This is a genomic window from Streptomyces sp. NPDC086519, from assembly GCF_040686075.1.
Taxonomy (GTDB): Bacteria; Actinomycetota; Actinomycetes; order Streptomycetales; family Streptomycetaceae; genus Streptomyces; species Streptomyces shenzhenensis.
In genome coordinates this window covers 96106-118895 of the sequence record NZ_JBFBJL010000014.1, presented here as the reverse complement: position 1 = coordinate 118895, position 22790 = coordinate 96106, and the positions used below count along the sequence as shown (strand labels likewise).

Genomic DNA, 22790 nt, shown 5'->3' with positions numbered 1-22790 from the left:
CAGCGAAGGTCTCACCCCATGACTACTTGGCAGCCGCGACCGGGCGAGCTGCTGCTCGCCCGGTGCCTCGTGACATTCGCCACCGGTATCGCTCCCAAAGTCGCCGGCATGCAATGGTTCCGTGACACCGATCGGAATGACATTCAGGGCGAGCTTCCGGACTGGCCCGAGGGGCCGGTCTACACGCCTCACAGCGAGGGCGGCGGTCGAGCGCTTTCCGCGGGCCGAACCGCTCTGACCGCACTCTTCGCAGTGGTCGTGGGTGGGCTGGAGACCCTGGCCGGATCGGGCAGTGCCATCAAGGGGCCTTCCGGCCCTGTCAAAACACCACCGGAGGATCCCGAGAACGAGGTCGAGGACTTCCCGGTCATGTGGGCTGCACCGAATACTCTCGCCCGCACGCTGCCCTGGCAGCTCGACCGGGGCCGTAGGCGCGCCTCCTATCAGACCAAAGCCTTCGTCACCGACCAACGAATCGTCCTCATCGGGTATCCGGGTGGCCGCGGCAGCGAGGCCGAGGTCCTGTGGGAGTGCGATCGCCGTGACATCGCGGCTGTGGAGAGGAGGGCGTACAGCAGGGACAAGGCGGACACCGTCATCCGCTTCACCGACGGCTCTTGGTGCCGCCTTCACGTACACACCGGCGAGTGGTTCCGCTACCTGACCATCCCGAACGAGCTGATCCCCCTCGACGCACTCACCCCCGGCCAGCACCGCACAGTCGACGACATGGTCACAGAGAGCGGCTTCTCCGCTCCCCCCGTGGTCAGCCGCCGACCGAGCGGCAACTTCCTCGCCGAACAACTGGGTCCGGAGGACCCGCCGGTCGGCGGGCGCATCTCCGTGCAGAGATTGATGGGCCTCAACGGCGAAGAGGTTCCGCTTCAACCCGGCGACCACGACTTCTGACCGACTCGCACCCAGGACAGCTTTCATGGCTAAGCCCACGGACGCCACCCCCGTCGTCAGCGACATGGACGGCAGCCCTGTACCCCCGATGAACTTCATCACCCCCGACGGCTTCTTCGCGCTCCCCCTCGCCGGTACCTCGGAGGAACGTGCCGAACTCGCCCACGCCTTCGTGCGGGAGCTGTACTCCCGGGGCGACGAGACCATCTGGACCCCCGCGGCTCCTTACTTCGAGGCCATCGCCGAATATCTGTCGGACAGCGGTCTCGCATACTCCGCGCTGGGCCTGTTCTCCACGAACGACGGTGGTGTCGTCCAATGCGCCTTCACCGTGGCCGCCGTCCAGACCGATCAGACGGATCCGGAGATCGCGGCGCAGGGCATCCTCGCGACGCTGAGCAGTGATCCTCTGAACGATGCCCGCTGGTTGGACCTGCCCTGTGGACCTGCGGTCTCCTGCGTCACCCTGCGCGAGCTGAGCCTCAACCCCGCGATCACGGCAGACGGCCAGCCCAAGAAGCTGCTGACCGGTCAGATCGAGGTCTATGTTCCATTCCCGACGGGCCCGTACACCGCCGTCTTCACCCTTCGTACTGCATCCACCGAATACTGGGGTGAGTTCTGCGACGGAACGGTGGCGATCCTACGGACTGTCTCCTTCCCCGTTCCTGAAAACAACATGGGCTCGTCAGGACAAGGCGACGGCAGGACCGAGGACGACCGGAATGACGCGGAAGACCCGCAGAATACGAATGGGAGACCATGTCGGTGAGCATGCTCCGGTGAAGGCGACGCCGATCGGGGGCCCACTCGTTGCCACACGTTGACGAGCTCCTGGCAGGAAGCGATGCCCTACGGATCGGGCGAGCCTGGCAGTACGACTGAAGCCGCGATCCCCTCCGACTGAGGCCTCGGCCCTGCACGCCTGACGTGCAGGGCCGAGGGCGTTGGCGCCTTCCCCCACGACTTCCGGATTGCCTGCAGCCACCGTCTTCCCGCGAGGAGGGGGACCTTCCGGACATCTACAGTCCCCCGATACGCGTCTTACGCTCTCCGTACGACCAAGGCCAGAATCAGCATCAGCCGCGACCATGACCAGGCCGAGCAGATCAGACGGCATGCTGTGCGGGCCGGGATGGATCTCTCGGCCTACAGGGTGCACGCCGCTACGCGGCAGATGGCGGAGACCGAGGCCATAGAAGAAGAGTTCTCGGGAGTCGACGCCTTGATCGCGCGGGCGGCGGCCGAAGCGAAGAAACTGCGGGCCGAAGCCGACGAGGCGATGGCAGAGCCGACCGACCAGGAGCGGCGGGACGTCGAAGCCGCGCTGAAGCTCGTCCACGGCGAAGACCGGGCCGCGGGCTGCCGGAGCGGATCTCGCGTGGACAAGCTTCCGGGGATGGGACCCGCTCGATCGCGGCGTGCGGTCGATGCGCTTTCCCAGCCGGTCGGGCAGGTGGATCAGCGCAGTCCGGCGAAGAGATCGTTCTCGGGTATGGCTGCGCCGGTGGCGTCCTGGACACGCACGAAGGTCTCCAAGCCCATCAACTCGCCGAACCTCTCCTTGCCCATCTTGAGGAAGAAGATGTTCTCGCCCTGACTGGCGTGCGCGGCCAACGCGTCGAACTTCTGACCGCTGAACTCGGTGGTGTCGACCCACGTGGTGATCTCGTCGTCGGGCAGGCCGATCTCGGCCATCGCGGCGGCCTCGGCAGGGCCCGGCTCCGGCATGTCCTCATGAAACTCGCGCATGAGCTCGCCGAACCGTTGCATCATCGAGCGGGGCATCGTGGTCCAGTACACCTTCGGTGTCAGCGCGGTCATCTCCAGCGCCGCCATCGTGATGCGGTGGGCCTGGATGTGGTCGGGGTGGCCGTAGAAGCCGTTCTCGTCATAGGTGACGACCACATCAGGTCGGTAGTGCCGCATGAGTTCCGCGAGTCGGGCCGCGCCCTGCTGCACAGGGGTCTGCCAGAAGGATCCGGGGGCGTCGTTGCTCGGCCAGCCCATCATTCCGGAGTCGGCATAGTTCAGCATCTCCAGGTCGCTGACCTTCAGGACGTCACAGCTCGCCTCAAGTTCCTGACGGCGCATCAAGGCGACCGCCGCCGGATCGTGACCGGGATCGCCTGGTTTGACACCCCCCGGTCCGTCACCGCAACCGCCGTCGGTACACGTCACGAGAACCGTGCGGATGCCTTCCGCCGCGTACCGCGCGAGGACCCCTCCGGTTCCGGTCGCCTCGTCGTCGGGGTGGGCGTGTACCGCCATGAGCGTCAACGGCCGGTCGGTCATGAAGCACTTCCTCCTGCAGAAATTACGTCTTGGTCCGAGTGCGCGGCGGACATACCACGATCGTGGGCCCGGATCCTGGTGGGGCGGAGAATTGTGTGGTCTCCGTGTTCCCGGCCCGTGCCACGCCGCTGCCTCGGTCGATGCAACGGTGCCGACCGGGCCGGCTGTTCCCGGCGCGGACGCTCGGCCGTCCGGGAGCCCATGGTGCAACGCGAACGGGATACCGGCGCGACCTTTATGGCTCGGCGCCACCCGGTGCCTTCACATGATCCATCGCAACGACTGCGAGATCGACTCGCACAGGTTGCGCATCGGGCCCGTAACTCCGCCGAGCGGCACCGCGAACGCGAGGGCCAGGTAGCCGACGCCGCCGGGCATCTGCACGTACAGGTCCAGAGTCCTCGGCCCCAGGACGCGGACCGTCTCCCCAGCGGGCAGGACGACGGTGGAGACCTCCGCGGCAGACGCGTTTTGCCGCTGTTGCGTCTCCAGCGACGCCTGGAGCTGCCGGGGAGCCAGCCCTCCGGTCCGGGGAATCAGGGAGACGATGAGCGAAGCGGGCAGGATGCCTCCGCCTTCCAGCTCCGGCCTCAGGAAGAACTCCAGCGCACCGGACCTGACCCCGGCCTCAGCGGTGTTCCGCAAGGTCGCCCAGGCCTCCTGCTTGATCTCGGCCGGAACGGTCTTGCCCTCGGCCTGGTGGTCCACGAACGTCTTCAGCTGGGCGCGCCAGCGCTCCTGGGTGAGATCAATACGGAACCAGTCCCGGGGGACCAGAAGCCGGTAGTCCTTGGGCGGTGCCGTGGCGCCGGGCTCCGTGGTCATCCGGGCATCACCATCGGTTTGCCCGACTCGTTGAACAGGCGGACGCTCTTCACGACGCCGGCGAACATGGCCGAGAAGACATCCCAGGCCTGGGGGGTGGGTGTGCCCATCTCCAGGACCAGGACCGTTCCGTTGCTCAGCGGTATCTGGACCTGGATGAAGGAGGTCACCACCGGCTCGTCTGTCCCGGACGCGGTAAGACTGCCGGGCAGGCTCGCCTTCCGGGTCCCGATGCAGGACACGGCCGGACCGCAGGGCAACTCGATCTCGCTGACCTGCCCCATGTCGAGGTGACGCATCGTCGAGCCCAGGAAGCCGACGGGACGGGTCCCTGCCCTCTCGTCCAGGTCGATCATGCTCACGGTGACCGTGGCCGTGCACCGCTCGCCGTCCACCTCGGTCATGACGAAGCCGGAGTACTGGATCCCGGCCTCGGCGAACGAGTCATAATGCGCCGCGACCATGACCGCCCACTGCAGTTGCACCTCGAAGGTGGCCTCAGGCATCACGGCACGGGCCATCTCGACGAGTTGCTCGGCAGTCTCGTCCAGGTTCTCCGCGTCCATCGGGATCTCGAAGAACCCCTCCGGCATGATCCAGCGGACATCGATGCCCGGGCCGCCGACAGAACCCTGGACGTTCTCCTCTGCTGTTACGGCGCTCACGACAGGCCTTCTCCATCGGTGGTTTCTGCTCGGTCCGCCTCGGGGCGGAAGGTGGCCGCGAACGGGTAAGGGCCGTAGTGCGGATAGTGAGCGGGGATGTCCGCCCCTTCCCCGCGTGCGAGATGCGCCAGTTCGCGGTATCCCCTGGCGCGTGCCCGTAGGTTCTGGCGAACAGGGTCGCCCCAGTGCACCGCGGCGGTGCGCACGTAGACGGCGAGCAGGACCAGTACGACGACGACCGCCGCGCCCCCGAAAGCGAGACGGGACGCTTCCGAATCCCAGTACTGGACCACACCGCCCCAGTACACCGCCGCGCCGAAGCCGATGAGCGCCAGGGGGACGCCGGTTCTGAACCCCGCGTTGAACATCGCGACCTCGTCCTGATGACGACTCCGGAGCAGCCGCAGAACCGCCCGGTCGTCCAGAAAGTCAAAACGCAGTTCCTCTCCCAGCCGCTCCGCTTCCGTCCTGGCCCTGGGAATTCCGGCGATCACCTCACCTGGGACCAGGCGCACGGGGTCTGTACCTCGGCGGCCGACGAATTCCCATTCGCCGAGGTCGGTCGTGTCATCCACTGGTGTCGCCCTCCTTTCCCGGGGTGTCCGTCGCTGTCACAGCGCTGCGGCTAGGCGGCCAGAGCCGCGTGGAACGGCTTCGGCGAGGGCTGTGGCGACGGTGAGGGGGTCGGCGAAGGGGCCGGCGTGGACCTGGCGGGCTCCGGCTCCTGGTAACCGGTGGTCCCACCGTTGTCACCACTGAACATCCGGTGCAGCGCGCTCGCGAGGCCGTTGCCCTTGATGATCCCGGTGATCTGCTTTCCCCCGATGGGCGCGAACCTCTCCGGCAGGCCCGCGACGTTGAGGCGCTGTCCGAGTTTGAGGCCCTGGGAGAGGACCTTGTTCGTCAAGCTCACGCTCATACCGTTGAGGAAGTTGTGACCGATTCCGTCAAGCCCGCGAAGGCCGGCCTCGCCCCAGGTGCCGACCTTGCCGAAAGCCTTGAGCTTGGCCAGTCCCTTGAGCTTGCTCACTGCCTTGAAACCCTTGAGGGCGCCGAGCCCGGGCAGGACCCCGAGAAAGTCCGTCCCCAACTTCAGCCAGTTGACCTTCGCGCCGCGCACCGACATGTCGTAGGCGTGTCCGGCCAGGGCCGCCGCGCTGGAGAGCACCGCGAGGGTGGCGAAGACGGGGACCAGGAACTGCAGCGGGGGGATGAATGCGCAGACGACCGCCAGAACGGAGAGGATCGCGGAGATGTTGGAGAACATGTCCGCCCAGTCGGCGAGCCAGTTCATGAATCCGCCCGGGTCGCGCACCGCGTCGTGGTGGACGACGTCCTTGATATGGCGGGCGGCGCGGTCTCCGGCGTCGTCGAAGATGTCCCGGGCGTCCTTCACTTCCTTGCGCGCCTGACCGATTCGGTGCAGCGCCTCGTCGCGCTTCTTTTCCCAGCGCTCGTACTCGGGCTTGTCCGCCTCGGGTATCTCGCTGACGAGGTACTTGTCCGTGAACTTCTTCACCTCCCGGTCGGCCAGGTCGTGGTCGGACTTGGCCTCACGATAATCCGCCAAGGCCTTGTCGGCCTTCTTCTGGGCCCGGTGCAACTCTCCGGCGAATTCCCTCGATTCGCCTTCGGCCACCTTGGTACCCACAGCCTTGGAGGCCTCGTCGTACCGCTCGAACGCCTTCTTGAGCCGGTCTCCCGCACCGTCGGCGATCTCGTTGAAAGCGCGGCCGGCCTCGCTGTCCCAGCCCTCGACCGAGGACAGCGCCTTGATGACGCGCGCCTGCTCGTCGATCATGTCCGCCATCTGCCGCAACTTCCGCCCCAGGGCGGCGACCTCGTCAGGATCGCCCGGAGTGGGATCCCCGTCCCACAGCGGCGGCCAATCACTGGAGCGCCTGCTCACTTCTTCCCTCTCCCCGTGTTCTCGGCAATTGCCTTGGCCAACTCGTGGTCGATCTCTTCGTACTTCTGGGCCGCTGCTCCGGTGTAGTCGGCCAGCTTCTTCAGTTCTTTCGACAGTTTCTTGCGCGTCTTCTTCCAAGTGGTACTGAACTCGTCGAAAGCGTCCTTCAGGCCGCCGTGCCCCAGTTCGCCCTCATAGCCGTCCGCAGGGTTCCCGTGCTGATCAAACTCATTGTGGAGCTTGCCCAGTTTGCGTGAGCACCCCTTGATCATGTCGAGGTCGTATCTGATTCTGTCCGCCATTGCAAAAATCCCCCATCATGGACATGAGACACTGCCGCGAGACTTCCTTCGGCAAACGACTTGGAAGGTGGGACGGGTTTTGTCCACAAGCACCGACCGCACCATACGGGACCGACTCGGCGTCACACCCGACGCAGCAGCCTGGTGCACCATCGGCAAGATTCCCGAGCCACCCGCCGAGGTCCAACGGGCAGCCGGAGCAGGGCCCTTGCGCCCCGCCACGATGAGGCCGCTCGGCATGCTCGGTGTCGCTCTGGGGACGCCCCTGCTGTGGATCGGGAAGTCGCTGAGTCTCCTCGGCGCGGCCGAGGAAGCCATCAAACGCATGCTGTCGACCACCGGAGAGCAAGAACGTCACCGCGCTGCGCAGCTCGACAGGAAGCGGCGGGACGAGGCCGTCGTCGAACTCGGTCTGGACAAGCCCTTCGACGGCGACTGGAACGGGTCGGCCGGCCGCCTCCTCCTGCAGTGGTACAGCCATTCCTCCCACCACCAACGCCTGGTCGCGCTTGCCGGGAACCGCATTCTGCTGGCCGCTCCGCCCAAGCGCGTGTCCGTCCGGCGGGACGCCCTCATGCAGGTCGTCGCCGAGATTCCGGCCGGGGACGCCGTCCTCGCGGACCCGCTTCCCGAGTTCGAGAACGACAGGCTGCTCCTGCGGTTCAGGGACGGCTCATGGCTCACGCTGACGACCGAGGAGTGGCGCAGCGAGCTGCACACCTACCTGGCACGCCAACCGCAGCCGGGCACGTCCAGAGCCACCGAGGCCTGACAGCCGGGTGCGACGGAGCACAGCACGCGCTCCGTCGCACCCGATCGTTCAATGACCTCGGACTTTACTAACCCTTGGCCTGCTTGGCCAGCTGCTAGTACGCTTCCTTGGCCTTCTTCAGGAAGTCCGAGAGGCCGTGCATGTCCTTGATCAGGTCGCCCGCGACCTTCTCCATCTCGGCATATGCGAGATCCGTGTCTTTGCCGGCCATGACGGCTCCCTCCCGTTGATGTGGCCGCAAGGGCCTTCCCCCGTGGCACCGTTGCGCGGATCCTTGGCCATGGCATGGGCGTCCGCACGAGCAAAGATCCTACGGGGGCGACGCGTGCGACCGCACGGTCCTTCTGCGGCGGAATCGTGAACCGTACACGTCCCGTTGCACCCGGGAAAGAGCGGACGGCTAAGGTCACTTCCACTGTGTTGGGTGTTCTCGGTGTGTGGGGGACCGCGGGACGGCGGACGGCGACCCGAAAAGGATCACGGATCACCCGGCAGGGCGAAGGCTCTCGGTGCCGCCTGAGGCCGTTGGAGGTCGCCCCTCTCTCCCGGCACCTGACCGCGGGCCGCCCGCCGGCTAGGCCGTGACCCGGACGGTGTCGGCCAACTCGTCCGTCAGAGCGCACAGTTCGTCTGTGCGGGCCAGCGCCTTCCAGGACGTGAGCAGGACGAGCCCCCCCACGTCTCGTCGGCGCCATGAGCAGGACGAGCCCCCACGCCTCGTCGGCCCGGATGCCGTACGCGCACGTCTCCATCACCACCGGCCGCATCAGCCCTCTCGCCGTTCATACCGCCGTCCCGATCGCCCGGTCATACCGCTCGCGCCGCCCTATGACCACGACCGTCACCGGCGCCAGCAGGAGCACCGCGGCGGCGCCCAGGCATATGTAGCCCTCGACAACGCCGCCGATCTCGGACTTGCCGCCGAGGGAAGGCTTGTAGTGACCGGCAGGATCGACGACCGCCGTGGTCGTCTGCCCGATCCGGTCGGCACAGTTCTCCTTGTTGTCGATCACCTCGTGGACGGAGCCGTCCCGCAGTCGGACCCTGCAGTAGGTCTCACGGGTACCGTGCGTCCATTGACGGGTCGGCGCGGCGATGGTGACCGTCTGTTCCACCCCGCGCAGCCGCAAATACCAGGCGTTGGCGAAGTACGAGCCGACCAGGACCAGTACGAGATAGGCGGCCGCGGTGACATACCGGGCCACGGGGGCTCCTCGGGAGTCACGGGTCTTGAGGGCCACCCAGAACACCGGCAGCCCGAGCAGCAGGCCGACGAACGCCGCCGCCTTCCCGATGAACAGGCTGCAGACCAGACAGACGACGGCCGATACGACGGCCACCAGGAACAGCCGGGCCCACGGCCACACCGGAATTCCGCCACCGTACCCGGCCCGCGCCGGACGAGGGTTGCTCGTCGCCTCGGAGAACTCGGCGAGGATGGTGCGTACCCGCCGCATGCCGTCCCGGCCGGCCGCGATACGGCGCAGCTCCGGCAGCCCCAGGCCCACTTCTTCCAGCGACCGTTGCCATTTCTCCGGCAGTTCCGCGAACAACTCGTCGACGGACCGCTCGTCCTCACTCGCCACGTGATCCTTGCTCTCTCCGCCCTGGGACACCTGACAGCCGACCCGGGTCAGCCGCTGGTGCTCCAGTGCCAGTTGTAGAACGGTGTCCCAGCGGCCCCGATGCCCGGAATCTCCTTCACGCCCTGGAGGACGTTCGGCCCGGTGACCCACGGCTCGCCGGGGTTCGTGTGCGCCAGGTTCGGCCAGTCGGCGAAGAGCGGCAAGCACCTGGCTGCCGTAGTAGAGGGCCTTGGCCTGACCCGCCATGGTCTTGAACGAGGAGTCCGCGGCCTCCGACAGCTTGGGCGCCGTTTCCGGGAAGGCCGCGGCCGCCCGGTGCACTGCGGGGTCATCGCGGATGTCGGTCGCGTACGCCTTGAGGTTCAGCGACTCCTTGACCACCGAGCGCATCCGCAGCAGGCGCTTCGTGGGCCCCTCGGACAGCGCCTTGCCGATCTCGCCGGGCTTGACCCCGTCGAGCGTCTCGGCGAGTTCGCACCATCGTCGGATTCAGCCCGATCTGCAACATGATGACGGCCATCCCGCAGACCGTCTCGTTCCCCGTTTCAGCCGACGAACCGGCCGCCGACAGGCAATTCAGCGATGTATCTCTCTGACCGGAGCGCGTCGAACGTCTCCGTCCGGCCTCGGGGCGGAAGCACTGGCAGAGTCACTTCCCTGGTGCACGCCGCCACACGGCAGATGACGGAGACGGCGCAGGGGAGCAGTTCTCGGAAGTCAAGGCCTTGGTCGCGCGGGCGGAGCCGAAGCGGAGGGACTACCGGCCGAAGCTGACGAGGCGACGCCGGAGCTGACCGAGCAGGAGCGGCGAAACGTCGCGCTGAACCTCGTGCAGGGCGAAGACCGCAAGACGGCCCGCCCAGGGCGGGTCGCGTGACCGACGCCCCTCCCTGCTTCGCCTCTTTCCGCCGACCCTTCGGCTCCCCTCCGCTCAGAACCCCACCGTCAGCGTCCGAGCGATGCTGTCCGCGGCATCCTCGATCTCCTCGTCGACGCCCGGCACGGTCCAGGACACCTGGAGCACGACGGCGTTGTCGGTGCCTTCCGGTAGGACTCCGTACGTGATGGTCTGCAGCAGCACCCCGGGGCCGCGGCGGGGCATGCCGTCCGCTGCGAAGTTCTGGCGCAGGCGCACGGCGGGACCGATCGGCAGTTCGGGGTGCGAGATCAGCGGGGGCCCGAAGTCGTGGGCGCTGAAGGTGTCCGCCAGCCACTCGAGAGAAAACCGCGGGACCGTGTCGTCAGGCCTGACGACCTCGACTTCCAGAAGGGCCAGGGCAGTGTCGAACCCGTCGGGGTAGAAGGCGAAGCCGTACAGCGGAGCACGACTGCGGCTGTCCTCGGCCCAGCCCCGCAGGTCCTTCCGCAGGGCTCTGCCGTCCAGCTCGTACCCCGCAGCGCGGCTGCGCTCGCAGAGTTCCGTCGCGGTGTCCTTCGCCCAGCCCTTGATGTCGTCCGAGGGATCGAGCGGGAGCGGCACCCAGTCCGTCGGACAGACGATTCCGCAGGTCTCGATGTCACTCATGGGTGGCGTCACCCTCCAGCCAGGTGAGGGAGCCGGCCACCGCGTCGAAGAGCTCGACCATGGCGTCGGCGATCTGCACGAGTGGAGTGGAGAAGGTCAGCAGGAGGCGCGCCGCGGTTCCCGGCACGGGCACTTGGTAGTCCACCGTGACCGAGGGGAGCGCCTCGTCGGCGCTTCCCGGCGCCCCGGCCGGCGCGGGGGTGTCCGGTTGCCCTGTCAGGCGGCGTACGCGGAGCGTCGTACCCGCTGCCAGCTCCGTGACCGTGGCCTCCGCGTCCGGGTCGGCCGAAAGACGCCTGGCCAGTTCGGTTGGGTCCAACGGGGCTGTGCCGGGTGCCGGTCGCACCAACGTGATCAGCAGGGACGCGGGAATCGTGAGGGGACCCGCCTGTTGGAGACTCAGATACAGCTCGATTCCTCCGTCCCGGTAGGCCGCGGTGGCCTGTGCGAGGAGTTCGTCGCGCAGTTGGCGTTTGAGGTGAGGCGCGTTGTCGACTCCCTCGAACTTCCGGTCGACCAGTGCGTCGATCGAGCGCGCACGCCCTTTCGGGTCGATCCGTACCCGGAACCAGCCGTCCGGCAGCAACAGCCGGTAGTCGGCGGGGGGAGCGGGAGAGCGGGTGCTGCCCACGGTCGCGGTCACAGTGGCTCCGGTGTCGTCGGTCCGGCCGGTGGCGTCACGCATTCTTGTACGGCTTGTCGTAGTGGAAGCGGCTGAACAGAGACTTCGCCGCGGCCGGGGCCCATTCGGCCACGATGGTCAGTACGGAGAACAGACCGGCCAGGCGCGCGGTGAGGGTGTCGCCGAAGAGTCCGGCGAGCAGGAGGAGGCTGAAGAGGGGAACCAGCAGCAACTCGTTTCCGCCGACCACCGAGCTGTGCCAACTCGTCTCGGCCCGGGCGTCCTTCGACGGCAGAGGCGACATCATGCGGGCGTCCGCGGCGAGGGGGTGGCCGTTCCACCACAGCTTGGTGACTCCTGCGGGCTGCCTGGTGCTTCGCACCTCCTCGTCAGCCGCGGAAACCGAGAGTGCCGAGATCATCTCCTCCCAGCGATCGCGGCCCTGTGGACCGGCGAACCAGTGCCGCCACGGCAGCAGAGCGCGGGCCTCGCCACTGCGGTCCCTGAACTCGACGCCCAGCGGCTGTCGGTCTCCCGCAGACACGAGGCGCACCAGCCGCGCGATGCCGTGCGCGCCATCGCGTCCAAGCCAGCGCTCCTGGCCGACGGTGTCGGTCAGCACCACGGCACCGGGCAGCACGCGTACGGACGCCGTACGGCGGAACCTCGGCGCGACTCCCTCCTCTGCCAACGGATCGGGCGTGATCACCACAGCCTCGGCGAAGCGCCGGTCATCGTCCCGCAGGTTTCGCCACCACGCTCCGACACGCACCACGGAGTCGGCTGCCGGTACGACGAACAGAGCACCCGCGGCGACGGGAAGACACCAGTCGAGATCAGCCGCGAAGGCGACGACGAGAGCGACGAGCCAGCCGAAGAAGCCGAGTCCTCTGATCCAGCTGTGCCAGAGGGGCAGTTCGCGATGGACCGCACGGTCCGGGGCCTGTCCCGAGCCTGTCTCCGGCAGTTCACGTTCACCGGACACGGAACATGGTTTCTCCTCCACCGGGATACCGAGAGCCGCGGCCAGCTCCCGCAGGCCAGTCCGGTCCAGGCACTTCGCCGGTTTCAGGTGCAGGATCCCCACGACACCGGCTTCCGGCAGCCACTCGGCGAGTGGGACGGACAGGACGTCCCGCCCGTCCTCGTTCTCGAAGACGAGCACACCCCAGCGTTCCGCGGGCCGCCTGGTGACGGTTTCCCACGCGTCGGGGGGCGGCTGGACGAACACGGCTCGCCGAATGCCTCCGGCACCGACCGGATACCGGCGCTCACGCAGTCGCCGGTCGCGTACGACGAGAGTCTTCCCGTCGGCGTAGAGACGAGCCTGGCGTACGACGTCGGCGTTGTGCGGGCGCATACGTCTGGGTCGCACCAGGGCGCCCGGCCTGCCCGGCGCCTCTTCCGTTGCCCGCTGCTCGGCCTTCATCTGTCCGCTCACCCGTCGCCCGTCGTCGTGGCGTCCTTGATTCCGGTCGCGGACCAGACCCCGTCGTCCAGCCCGCCGATCCCGACATGATCGCCGATCCAGCCCGTGATCTCGCCCTTGTCGAGAAGGTCGGTAGCCGAGGCGACAAAGGTCGAGCCCGCCCAGATCCGGGTCTGTGTCTTGAACACTCCGCTGGCCGCCTTCACCGCGTCGTCGGCCCGCAGGGACTCGGAGATCTGCCCCATGCTCTTCTCCAGCCCGGCAATGCCGCTGTCCCCGACCCGTGGCCATGCTCCAGCCCAGGCGGAACCGTCCCCCAGCTGCCGCAGGTTGCTCCAATTGAGGTCCTTGACGCCCTTGAGCCCTTCCCATGTTTCCTTGCCGATCGACTTCGGGCTGAAGGCGTCCATGAGCCGGGCGGTTCCCGGGTTCCATCCCTTCGGCGCGCCGGCGATGGCCTCGATGCCGGCTTTGCCGCGCAGAGCACCGCCGCTGAGTTTGTTGGCCCTTTTCCATGTCTGGTTCAGGGCCCGCTGGTAAGCGGCCGTGCCGGGCTTCGCCCTGATGCCGGCCCTGAGCGCCCGGCCCGCCGCGGACCTCGCGGTGGCCTTCGCGGCCAGCGACGCCCCCTTGGCTCCCGCGATGGCACCACGGCCGATGCCCAGCGTGACGAGGCCGACGACGTCGAGGGCGACATCGAACCAGCTGCCGTCACCGGACAGGGCCAGCAGGAGGTGCCCCACGAGCGAGACAAGGGTGGCGAGAAGCGCGATGCTGCCCAGGATGCCGGCGAGCGCCTGGCCGATGACGGGGATCCACCCCACCATCAAGGACAGCGTCCCGCAGATCGTGGCGATCCACCCGCTCCACGCAAGGATCGACTGGATCACCCCGGCGTGATCGTGCACCCACCCCTTGAACTTGTCCCAGCCGCTGTCCTTGAGGCCGTCATGGTCGATGGCGTGCCGGATCGCGTCGCGGGCTCGCTTGGCCGCCGCGTCCCGGACGTCCTTCGCCGTCTCCAGGTCCTTCTTGGCCCGCTCCAGCGCCGAACTGGCCGCCTCTTGGCGCTTCTGCAGCTTCTTGCGGCTCGGATCGTCGTCGGGAGTGTCCTTGGGCAGCTTGTCGAGGGCACCGCCGCTCGCCCGGTGCTCGTCGTCCGCAGTCCGGGCGTCCCGGAGTGCTTTGTCGGCCATCTGCTGCGCACGGTGGAGTTCCGAGGCGTACTCGGTGGAGGATGAACCGTCCAGGACCCGCTCGCCCAGCGCGTCGGCCGCCGCGTCGTAGCGTTGGAAAGCCTTGCGCAGTTTTCCCTCGGCCTCTGCCGCCTGCTGCCGGAATTCCTCCGCCGCCTTGCTCTTCCACGCTTCGACCGAGGACAGAGCCTTGATCTCGGCGGCTTGTTTCTTGATGGATTCGGCGGTCTTCCGTAGTTCCCTGCCGAGTGCGGCGACTTCGTCCGGATCGCCCGGTACCGGATCGGCCGACTCCCCGATCACCGACCACTCTTCGGCCCGGGGGCGCGTCACCTGGCCCCTCCCCCGGGGCCGGCCGGTTTGGCGTCCGTGCCGCGCAGGGCGTCGGCGAGTTGGTGATCGATGTCCTCGTAGCCCTGTGCCGCGGCGGTGAGGATCTTCGAGAGTTTCTCCAACTCGTCCAGCAGACGCCCGCGGTGGACCCGCCAGTTGTCGCCGAAGTCGTCAAAGACGTCGACCAGGCCCTTTTCGCCGAAGACGGGCACCCCCAGCCCCTTGGCCGGGTTCGCGTTTCCGGCGAACTCCCGGTGGATCCTGGAAAGCGAGCGAGCACTCTCCTTGATACGTGAGAGATCAGCAGTCTGATCCGACACAACTACCCCCGTCGAGAAGACTCGTGAAACGTCCCCGCAAAGCCCGTCGGTGCGATGGCCGACCGCTCCATCGCACCGACGTGAACCATCCCCTGCCGAGGCGGTGATCAGCCCTTGGCCTGCTTGGCCAGCTGCTCGTCCAGCTGCTCGTACGCTTCCTTGGCCTTCTTCAGGAAGTCCGAGAGGCCGTGCAGGCCCTGGATCGTCTTGGTCGCGCCCTTGGTGAAGTCCTTCATGGAGTCGTCGTACGCTCCCGAGGCCTTCTGGGTGGTGAAGCCGTTCTCCACCAGGGCGCTGACCCGCTTCTCCACGTTCTTGATCCTGTCCTCAAGCTCGTGCATGTCCTTGATCAGGTCGCCCGCGACCTTCTCCATCTCGGCATATGTGAGATCCGTGTCTTTGCCGGCCATGACGGCTCCCTCCCGTTGATGTGGCCGCAGGGCCTTCCCCCGTGGCACCGTTGCGCGGATCCTGGCCATGGCATGGCCGTCCGCACGAGCAAAGATCCTACGGGGGCGACGCGTGCGACCGCACGGTCCTTCTGCGGCGGAATCGTGAACCGTACACGTCCCGTTGCACCCGGGAAAGAGCGGACGGCTAAGGTCACTTCCACTGTGTTGGGTGTTCTCGGTGTGTGGGGGGACGGAACGTGCGCCTGAGTCTGACCGTCGTGGATCCGGTCGGCGGTGCTACCGCCGACGTGGTGCTCGACGCGGATCCCGAGTCGACCGTCGGCGACGTCGCCAGGGAGCTGGCACGCCAGGTCGGTCTGGTGTATTCGGACGGCGGCGAGGGCGGCGGCGCCCAGGTCATCCCCATCGGCGCGCACCGCCAACAGGCCCCCGCCGTCGAGTTCTCCGGGCCGCACGCCTACGTCGACGGGTACGCACTGGACCCCGCCGCCACCGTCGTCGGCTCGCCCCTGCGCGACGGTGTCGTCGTCAGCCTCCACGACCCCGCCGGGTGCCTGCTCGGCGAACCCACCGGTGTCGTGGAGTTCCGGGTCGCCGGCGGACCCGCCGCCGGCGCCGTGCACCGGCTCGGCGTCGGGCGGTACGACATCGGCACCGGCCCCGCCTCCCACCTCCGTGTCGAGGACCCGGAGCTGCCCGCCCGCGCCGCCACCCTCAGCATCGCCATCGACGGCACCTGCAAAGTCGAGGTGCACACCGAAGGGGCCCGGCTGGACGGGGAGGAGCTCAAGAGCGGTGCCGACTGGCCGCTGAACTCCCAACTCGCCCTCGGCAACACCCTCCTGGAGATCACCGGGTACACCCCGCCCAACGCCGCCCTCAAGTGGTCCGACGACGGTGCCGGGCTCGACTACAACCGGCCCCCGCGGCTGCGCCCCGCCGACCGGCAGACGCACTTCTCGCTGCCCAACCCGCCCGGTGACTACGAGGCCCGGCCGCTGCCCTGGCTGATGGCGCTGCTGCCGCTCGTCGGCGCCGTCGTCTCCGTGATGATGTTCGGGCGCTGGTACTACCTGATCATGGCGCTGATGAGCCCGCTCATGCTCTTCGGCAACTACTTCATGGACAAGAAGCACGGGCGCAAGTCCCACGCCAAGCAGCTCAAGGAGTACAAGGAGCACAAGGCGCGGATCGAGGGGGAGGCGCAGGAGGCGCTTGTCGCGGAGAGATCCGAGCGGCGGGCGGCGGTGCCGGATCCCGCGGCGGTGCTGACGTACGGCACGGGGCCGCGGACCCGCCTGTGGGAGCGGCGGCGCACCGACGCCGACCATCTGCTGATCCGCTTCGGCACCGGGCGCGTGCCCTCCGAGGTCGAACTCGACGACCCCGAACAGGACGAGCACAAGCGCAAGGTCCGCTGGTACATCGAGGACGCCCCGGTGGGGCTTTCGCTGCGCGACCTCGGGGTGATCGGCGTTGCCGGGCCCGGGGATTCGGCGCATGCGCTGGGGCGGTGGGCGGTCGCCCAGACCGCCGTCCTGCACAGCCCCATGGACGTGCAGTTCTACGTCCTGACCGACAACGACGCCGGCGGCCGCTGGGACTGGGTGCGCTGGCTGCCGCACGCCCGCCCGAGCGGCGGCCAGGACGTGAACGTCCTCATCGGCACCGACTCCGAGACCGTCGGCGCCCGGGTCGGCGAGCTCACCCAGCTCCTCGACGGCCGGCAGAAGGCCCTGCAGCAGGGCGGCCGCGGCAAGATCGACGGACCCGCCTTCTCCGACCCGGACATCGTGGTGGTGTGGGACGGGTCGCGGCGGCTGCGGTCCATGCCGGGTGTCGTACGGCTGCTGAAGGAAGGGCCGGGCGTCGCCATTCGCTCCATCTGCCTCGACGCGGAGGAGCGCTTCCTTCCCGGGGAGTGCCAGGGCGTCGTGGTCGCGGAGCCGCGAGCCGGCCAGGAGGGGGCGGCTCAGGCAACGCCCGTGGCGCAGCAGGCGGTCGGCGGCTTCCCGTCCTTCCAGGCCTGGCATCCCCAGCAGGGCGGTGGTGAGGAACAGGCCCCGCAGGACCTGGAGTTGCGGCTGCGTGTCGAGCAGAGCGGGGCGCTGCGCAAACGTGACGTGAGGCCCGACTTCGTCTCCGCCGCCTGGTGCGGGCGCCTGGCCCGCTCGCTCTCCCCGCTCCGGGACATCAGCGGCGAGAGCGAGGACTCCGCCCTGCCCGCCGCGAGCCGGCTGCTGGACGTGCTCCAGCTGGAGCCGCCCACGCGGGACGCGATCGCCGCGCGCTGGCGGATGGGCGGCCAGTCGACGATGGCGGTCATCGGGGAGTCGTACGACGGGCCGTTCGGCATCGACCTGCGGCGGGACGGGCCGCACGGGCTCATCGCCGGTACCACCGGTTCCGGCAAGTCCGAGCTGCTCCAGACCATCGTGGCCGCGCTGGCCGTCGCCAACACCCCCGAGAACATGACCTTCGTCCTCGTCGACTACAAGGGCGGCTCGGCGTTCAAGGACTGTGTGAAGCTGCCGCACACGGTGGGCATGGTCACCGACCTCGACGCCCACCTCGTGGAGCGGGCGCTGGAGTCGCTGGGTGCGGAGCTGAAGCGGCGCGAGCACATCCTCGCCGCCGCCGACGCCAAGGACATCGAGGACTACCAGGACCTCGTCAGGAGAGATCCCTCGCGCTCCCCCGTTCCCCGACTGCTCATCGTCATCGACGAGTTCGCGTCCATGGTGCGCGATCTGCCCGACTTCGTCACGGGACTTGTCAATATCGCCCAGCGAGGGCGGTCCCTCGGTATCCACCTGCTCCTCGCCACGCAGCGGCCCTCCGGTGTCGTGTCGCCCGAGATACGCGCCAACACCAACCTCCGGATCGCGCTGCGCGTGACCGACGCCGGTGAGTCGACCGACGTCATCGACGCGCCCGACGCCGGGCACATCGCGAAGAGCACGCCGGGACGGGCGTACGTCCGGCTCGGGCACGCCTCGCTGATCCCCTTCCAGTCGGGCCGGGTCGGAGGACGGCGGCCGGGGGCCGCGGATCCGGCCACGCTCGCGCCCTGGGCCGGGGCGCTGTCCTGGCAGGACCTCGGGCGGGCCGCGCTGCGCAAGCCGAAGTCCGAGACCAAGGAGGACGACGAGATCACCGACCTGAAGGTGCTGGTGGACGCCGTCCGCGAGGCCAACACCGCGCTGCGGATCCCGGCCCAGCACTCGCCGTGGCTGCCCGCCCTCGACGACACGCTGCTGCTCGACGACGTGCCGGCCGTCCAGGCGCAGGGCACGCTGCCCGCCGCCCCGTACGGTGTCGAGGACCTGCCCGCCGACCAGGCCCGGCGCGCGGTCGCCGTCGACTTCGCGACCTTCGGGCACCTCATCGTCGCGGGTGCCCCGCGCACCGGCCGGTCCCAGGTGCTGCGCACCATCGCCGGTTCGCTGGCCCGCACCAACTCCTGTGCCGACGTGCACCTGTACGGCATCGACTGCGGCAACGGGGCGCTCAACGCGCTGACCCGGCTGCCGCACTGCGGTGCCGTCGTGGGCCGTAACCAGACCGAGCGGGTGGAACGGCTCATGGCCCGCCTCTCCGGGGAGCTGAGCCGCCGTCAGGAGCTGCTCGCGGACCGCGGGTTCGCGGACATCGGGGAGCAGCGGGCGGCCGTGCCGGAGGCGGAGCGGCTGCCGCACATCGTGCTGCTCCTGGACCGCTGGGAGGGCTGGCTGCCCACCCTCGGCGAGCTGAACCACGGTGACCTCACCGACCAGATCATGGCGATGATGCGGGAGGGCGCGAGCGTCGGCATCCATCTCGTGCTCACCGGTGACCGGCAGATCCTGGCCGGCCGGATCTCCTCCCTCACCGAGGACAAGTACGGTCTGCGGCTCGCCGACCGCGCCGACTTCTCGATGCTGGACATCAACTCCCGCAAGGTGCCCGAGGAGATCCCGCCCGGTCGCGCCTTCCGCAGCGAGACGGCCGCCGAGACGCAGTTCGCGCTGCTCTCCGCGGACACCACCGGTCAGGGGCAGGCCGCGGCGATCGCCGCGATCGGCGAGGCGGCCGAGGCCCGGGACGCCGGGGTGGAGCGCTCCCGGCGGCCGTTCCGGGTGGACGTGCTGCCCAGCCGGATCTCCTTCGAGGAGGCCTGGGCGATGCGGGACCCGGCCGCGGCGGCCTCCCCGCTGTGGGCCCTCGTCGGTGTCGGCGGCGACGAACTCACCGCCTTCGGACCCGACCTGGCGCAGGGCGTGCCCGCCTTCGTGATCGGCGGCCCCGCCAAGTCCGGCCGTTCCACGGCCCTGTTGGGCTTCGCCCGCTCCTACCTCGCCAGCGGCGTGCGGATCGTCGTCGCCGCGCCCCGGCAGTCGCCGCTGCGTGAACTCGACGGCCGGGACGGCGTGCTGAAGGTCTTCACCGGGCGGGACGTGGACGAGGACGAGCTGACGGAGGTGCTCGCGTCGGCGTCCCCGGCCGAGCCGATCGTCGTGCTGGTCGACGACGCCGAGGTGCTGGACGACTGTGACGCCGAGGACGTCTTCAAGCGGATCGTGGAACGCGGCACCGAGGAGGGGCTCGCCGTCGTCATCGCCGGTGACGAGGACGAGATCTGCGACGGTTTCTCCGGCTGGCAGGTGGACGCCAAGAAGGCCCGCCGGGGCATCCTGCTCTCCCCGCAGGAGTCCGGCTCCGGCGAGCTGATCGGCATCCGGACCACCCGGGCCATGGTGGGCGGACCGATCCAGCCCGGCAAGGGCATGCTGCACCTGGGCAGCGGGGAGCACGTCACGGTGACGACCCCGCAGTAGCCCACCGGCGGGAGCGCACCGCCAGGAGCGACCGGCGGAAGCGCGTCCGGCGGGAGCGAAGGGAGGCTGTGGCCCCTGGGCCCCAGGGCCCCAGGGATCCTCAGCCTCCCGACCTCGACATCACCACCACCGGATTCCCCTCCGCCGAGCTGTCCGAGGTGTAGACGAGGTCGCCGTCGCTCGGGGTCAGGTAGACCGTGTTGGTGCCGGGGTCGCAGCCGTCGTGGTTGCCCTCGGCGCCGGTCGAGGAGGCGACCAGCCTCGTGGCCGTCACCGACCTCAGGGTCAGGATGTCCGTGCAGACCCCGCCCAGCTGGTCGGTCTGCCGCAGGCGGCCCAGCTCCTGGCCGACGGCGGCCTGTTCGACGGTGACCCGGAAGGTGCCGACGGGCAGGTTGCCGGACAGGGCGGTCGCCGAGCCCTGCCAGGTGCCGAGGTAGGCGGCCGGGATCTTCCCGCCGCCGGAAGTCGTGCCCGCCGAGGGCGACTTGGCGGCCGCGCCCGCGTCACTGCTCGGCCCGCCGCCGGGCCACCTCCGCCGGGCCGGGCCGCAGCCCCCGCTCCTTCGCGAGGCACGCCTCGGCAATCTCCCGCAACTCACCGCTCAGCGAGCCGAGTTCGGGCTCCTCGTGGACGACCTTGTAGAGCAGGGCGGCCGAGGAGTCACCCGGGAACGGCGGCTGTCCGTTCGCCGCGTACGCCAGCACCGCGCCGAGGGAGAAGACGTCCGCCGCGCCGGTGACCCCCTTGCCCAGGATCTGCTCGGGCGACATGTATCCCGGCGACCCGATCGAGACACCCGACGACGTCAGCGAGGCGGTGCCGTCCGTGGCCCGGGCGATGCCGAAGTCGATGAGGAGCGGCCCGTCGAGGGTCAGGAGCACGTTCGACGGCTTCACGTCCCGGTGCACCAGCCCCAGTTCGTGCACCGCCGCCAGCGCCTCGGCCAGCCCCGCGCCCAGCGCCCGTACCGTGTGCGCGGGCAGCGGGCCGCCGTCGGCCACGGCCGCCGTCAGGGAGGGACCGGCCGCGTAGGCCGTGGCGACCCAGGGCACGGGCGCGTCCGGGTCGGCGTCCAGGACGGGTGCCGTCCAGGCACCGCCGACCCGCCGGGCGGCCGCCACCTCGCGGCGATGGGGGTCCCCCCGCGCGAGCTTGTTCGAGCGTGGGGGAGGGCACGGAACTCCTCGTCCAGCGCGAGGTGCGGGTGCACGATCTTCACGGCGACGGTCCGGCCGCCGGCCGAACGCCCCAGATAGACGCGGCCCATGCCGCCGGAGCCGAGCCGGCCGAGCAGCCGGTACGGCCCGACGGCCGCAGGTTCGTCGCCCGCGAGCGGCTGCATGCGCCCACCCCCCAGTCAGTCCGGGCAGCAGCCCATTGCCTGTCAGGCCTCCAGCAGGTCGACCTTCACATCCGCCGCGAACCCGGTGGTCGGGCCGACCCGGCGGGCGAACTCCGCCACCGCCGCCAGCTGCGGCGCGCCGAAGCTGAAGTCGAGGGTGGTGAAGTACCGGGCGAGGGTCGCCTCGTCGAAGGCCTCCCAGCGGGCGGCCTGCTCGGCGACCTTGGCGACCTCCTCCAGGGAGAGGTTGCGGGAGTCGAGGAAGGCGCTGTGCACGTCGCGGGTGATGCGGGGTTCGCGCTCCAGGTAGTCCCGGCGCGCCGCCCAGACGGCGAAGACGAACGGCAGGCCCGTCCACTCCTTCCACAGCGTGCCGAGGTCGTGGACCTCAAGGCCGTAGCGCGGGCCGTCCAGCAGGTTGGCGCGCAGGGCCGCGTCGCCGATCAGCACCGCCGCCTCCGCCTCCTGCATCATCAGGCTGAGGTCGGGCGGGCAGGTGTAGTACTCGGGCTGGACGCCATAGCGGTCGGCGAGCAGCAACTGCGCGAGGCGGACCGAGGTGCGCGAGGTGGAGCCGAGGGCGACCCGGCGGCCGTCCAGCTGGTCCAGCGGCACCTGCGAGACGATCACGCAGGACATCACCGGGCCGTCGCAGCCGACGGCGATGTCCGGGAAGGCGACCAGGTCGCCGGCGTTGCGCAGGAACTCGACGAGGGTGATGGGCCCGATGTCGAGGTCGCCGCGCACCAGCTGCTCGCTGAGCTTCTCAGGGGTGTCCTTGGTCAGCTCGAAGTCGAGGAGGGTGCCGGTTCTCGCGAGCCCCCAGTAGAGGGGAAGGCAGTTCAGGAACTGGATGTGTCCGACGCGCGGCCGGGTGCGAGAATTGTCCACATCGCGAGACTAGACCCCATGGGGTACCGTGCTGGGACCGCCCCCGCCCTCGGTGTCTTGACGTCTCGACCGTCCGTCGGGTCAACCCACCCGCGAGCCGATTCAAACGTTCGGGTGACGTGATCTTGCCCTCTGTTGCTTTCCGCTGCCTACATGCTAGGCTCGCCGCAAGTTGCAGTTTGGTTTCCTTGCAGTACAGAGCCTGCGGAGCATGTAACCGCAGGCTCTCGTCGTTTTCAGACGAATGCAGTTGTGCGGCACTTAGTTTGTTTTCACACTTGCAGGTTCTGGAGCAGGGCGACCCTTTGAGCCCAAGGAGGGCTTATGGCTACCGGAACCGTGAAGTGGTTCAACGCCGAAAAGGGCTTTGGTTTCATCGCCCAGGAAGGCGGCGGCCCCGACGTCTTCGTTCACTACTCCGCGATCAACGCCAGCGGGTTCCGCTCCCTGGAGGAGAACCAGCAGGTGAGCTTCGACGTCACGCAGGGCCCGAAGGGTCCGCAGGCGGAGAACGTCACCCCCGTCTGATCCCAGACAAACCAAGTCTGATCGCAGACTGAGTGCAGTACCCAAGGAGCCCCGCGCCGTCAGGCGACGGGGCTCCTGCCTTTTCCGCCCCGCCCCGCCACTCCGGTG

General features: G+C 68.9%; 19 protein-coding genes and 1 pseudogene. 5 read left to right on the top strand and 15 right to left on the bottom strand.

The features are described 5' to 3' along the window. Nucleotides 1-18 precede the first annotated feature (18 nt). A complete protein-coding gene (locus AB0P24_RS15905) occupies nt 19-909 on the top strand; it encodes a hypothetical protein (protein ID WP_365794220.1) in 891 nt (296 codons plus the stop codon). 25 nt (nt 910-934) lie between these two features. Next, the gene (locus tag AB0P24_RS15900) at nt 935-1681 is read left to right on the top strand and encodes a hypothetical protein (protein WP_365794219.1); all 747 of its coding nucleotides are present in this window, start codon (nt 935-937) and stop codon (nt 1679-1681) included. Between the two features lie 689 nt (nt 1682-2370). Here AB0P24_RS15900 and AB0P24_RS15895 read toward each other — a convergent pair. The 6 genes from AB0P24_RS15895 to AB0P24_RS15870 form a co-directional block, all read right to left on the bottom strand. Further along, on the bottom strand, nt 2371-3204 hold the full coding sequence (locus AB0P24_RS15895; RefSeq protein WP_365794217.1) for a PIG-L family deacetylase: 834 nt from the start codon (nt 3202-3204) through the stop codon (nt 2371-2373). Between the two features lie 261 nt (nt 3205-3465). After that, complete coding sequence (locus AB0P24_RS15890) at nt 3466-4029, bottom strand: hypothetical protein (RefSeq protein ID WP_365794215.1); 564 nt, start codon at nt 4027-4029, stop codon at nt 3466-3468. Then, entirely contained in the window at nt 4026-4694 is a 669-nt protein-coding gene (locus AB0P24_RS15885) for a hypothetical protein (protein WP_365794213.1), read from the bottom strand. The genes AB0P24_RS15890 and AB0P24_RS15885 overlap by 4 nt, the downstream gene beginning before the upstream one ends. Beyond that, complete coding sequence (locus tag AB0P24_RS15880; protein ID WP_365794211.1) at nt 4691-5269, bottom strand: hypothetical protein; 579 nt, start codon at nt 5267-5269, stop codon at nt 4691-4693. Before AB0P24_RS15880 ends, AB0P24_RS15885 begins: the two co-directional genes overlap by 4 nt. Before the next feature lie 50 nt (nt 5270-5319). Continuing rightward, nucleotides 5320-6603 (bottom strand): putative T7SS-secreted protein, encoded by a 1284-nt coding sequence (locus tag AB0P24_RS15875; RefSeq protein ID WP_365794209.1) that lies wholly within the window; start codon nt 6601-6603, stop codon nt 5320-5322. Continuing rightward, on the bottom strand, nt 6600-6905 hold the full coding sequence (locus AB0P24_RS15870; protein WP_365794208.1) for a hypothetical protein: 306 nt from the start codon (nt 6903-6905) through the stop codon (nt 6600-6602). The genes AB0P24_RS15875 and AB0P24_RS15870 overlap by 4 nt, the downstream gene beginning before the upstream one ends. Nucleotides 6906-7143: 238 nt before the next feature. On the opposite strand from AB0P24_RS15870, the gene AB0P24_RS15865 reads away from it, so the two are divergent. Next, entirely contained in the window at nt 7144-7677 is a 534-nt protein-coding gene (locus tag AB0P24_RS15865; protein WP_365794206.1) for a hypothetical protein, read from the top strand. A 782-nt stretch (nt 7678-8459) separates the two neighbouring features. On the opposite strand, the gene AB0P24_RS15860 is transcribed toward AB0P24_RS15865, so the two are convergent. The 7 genes from AB0P24_RS15860 to AB0P24_RS15830 form a co-directional block, all read right to left on the bottom strand. Continuing rightward, a complete protein-coding gene (locus AB0P24_RS15860) occupies nt 8460-9653 on the bottom strand; it encodes a hypothetical protein (RefSeq protein ID WP_365794204.1) in 1194 nt (397 codons plus the stop codon). A gap of 541 nt (nt 9654-10194) precedes the next feature. Beyond that, nucleotides 10195-10788, bottom strand: a complete 594-nt coding sequence (locus AB0P24_RS15855) for a hypothetical protein (protein ID WP_365794202.1) — start codon at nt 10786-10788, stop codon at nt 10195-10197. After that, nucleotides 10781-11473: a hypothetical protein gene (locus AB0P24_RS15850; protein ID WP_365794200.1), complete on the bottom strand. Its 693-nt coding sequence runs from the start codon at nt 11471-11473 to the stop codon at nt 10781-10783. The genes AB0P24_RS15855 and AB0P24_RS15850 overlap by 8 nt, the downstream gene beginning before the upstream one ends. Further along, entirely contained in the window at nt 11466-12851 is a 1386-nt protein-coding gene (locus AB0P24_RS15845; RefSeq protein ID WP_365794198.1) for a hypothetical protein, read from the bottom strand. The genes AB0P24_RS15850 and AB0P24_RS15845 overlap by 8 nt, the downstream gene beginning before the upstream one ends. Next, nucleotides 12848-14368, bottom strand: coding sequence for a putative T7SS-secreted protein (locus AB0P24_RS15840; protein ID WP_365794196.1), 1521 nt, complete (start codon nt 14366-14368; stop codon nt 12848-12850). The genes AB0P24_RS15845 and AB0P24_RS15840 overlap by 4 nt, the downstream gene beginning before the upstream one ends. Further along, a complete protein-coding gene (locus AB0P24_RS15835; protein WP_365794194.1) occupies nt 14365-14580 on the bottom strand; it encodes a hypothetical protein in 216 nt (71 codons plus the stop codon). Before AB0P24_RS15835 ends, AB0P24_RS15840 begins: the two co-directional genes overlap by 4 nt. Nucleotides 14581-14795: 215 nt before the next feature. Then, complete coding sequence (locus tag AB0P24_RS15830; RefSeq protein WP_365706350.1) at nt 14796-15098, bottom strand: WXG100 family type VII secretion target; 303 nt, start codon at nt 15096-15098, stop codon at nt 14796-14798. Nucleotides 15099-15337: 239 nt separating this feature from the next. On the opposite strand from AB0P24_RS15830, the gene AB0P24_RS15825 reads away from it, so the two are divergent. Continuing rightward, a complete protein-coding gene (locus AB0P24_RS15825) occupies nt 15338-19918 on the top strand; it encodes an FtsK/SpoIIIE domain-containing protein (RefSeq protein WP_365794192.1) in 4581 nt (1526 codons plus the stop codon). Between the two features lie 100 nt (nt 19919-20018). Here AB0P24_RS15825 and AB0P24_RS15820 read toward each other — a convergent pair. Continuing rightward, a pseudogene (locus AB0P24_RS15820) lies at nt 20019-21263 on the bottom strand (serine/threonine-protein kinase). 42 nt (nt 21264-21305) lie between these two features. After that, nucleotides 21306-22154 carry a menaquinone biosynthesis protein gene (locus AB0P24_RS15815; RefSeq protein WP_365794190.1) on the bottom strand — a complete coding sequence of 283 codons (849 nt, stop codon included), beginning with the start codon at nt 22152-22154 and terminating at the stop codon, nt 21306-21308. A gap of 324 nt (nt 22155-22478) precedes the next feature. Between AB0P24_RS15815 and AB0P24_RS15810 the strand changes: the two genes are divergently transcribed. Next, nucleotides 22479-22682 carry a cold-shock protein gene (locus AB0P24_RS15810; protein WP_003992177.1) on the top strand — a complete coding sequence of 68 codons (204 nt, stop codon included), beginning with the start codon at nt 22479-22481 and terminating at the stop codon, nt 22680-22682. Nucleotides 22683-22790: the final 108 nt, after the last annotated feature.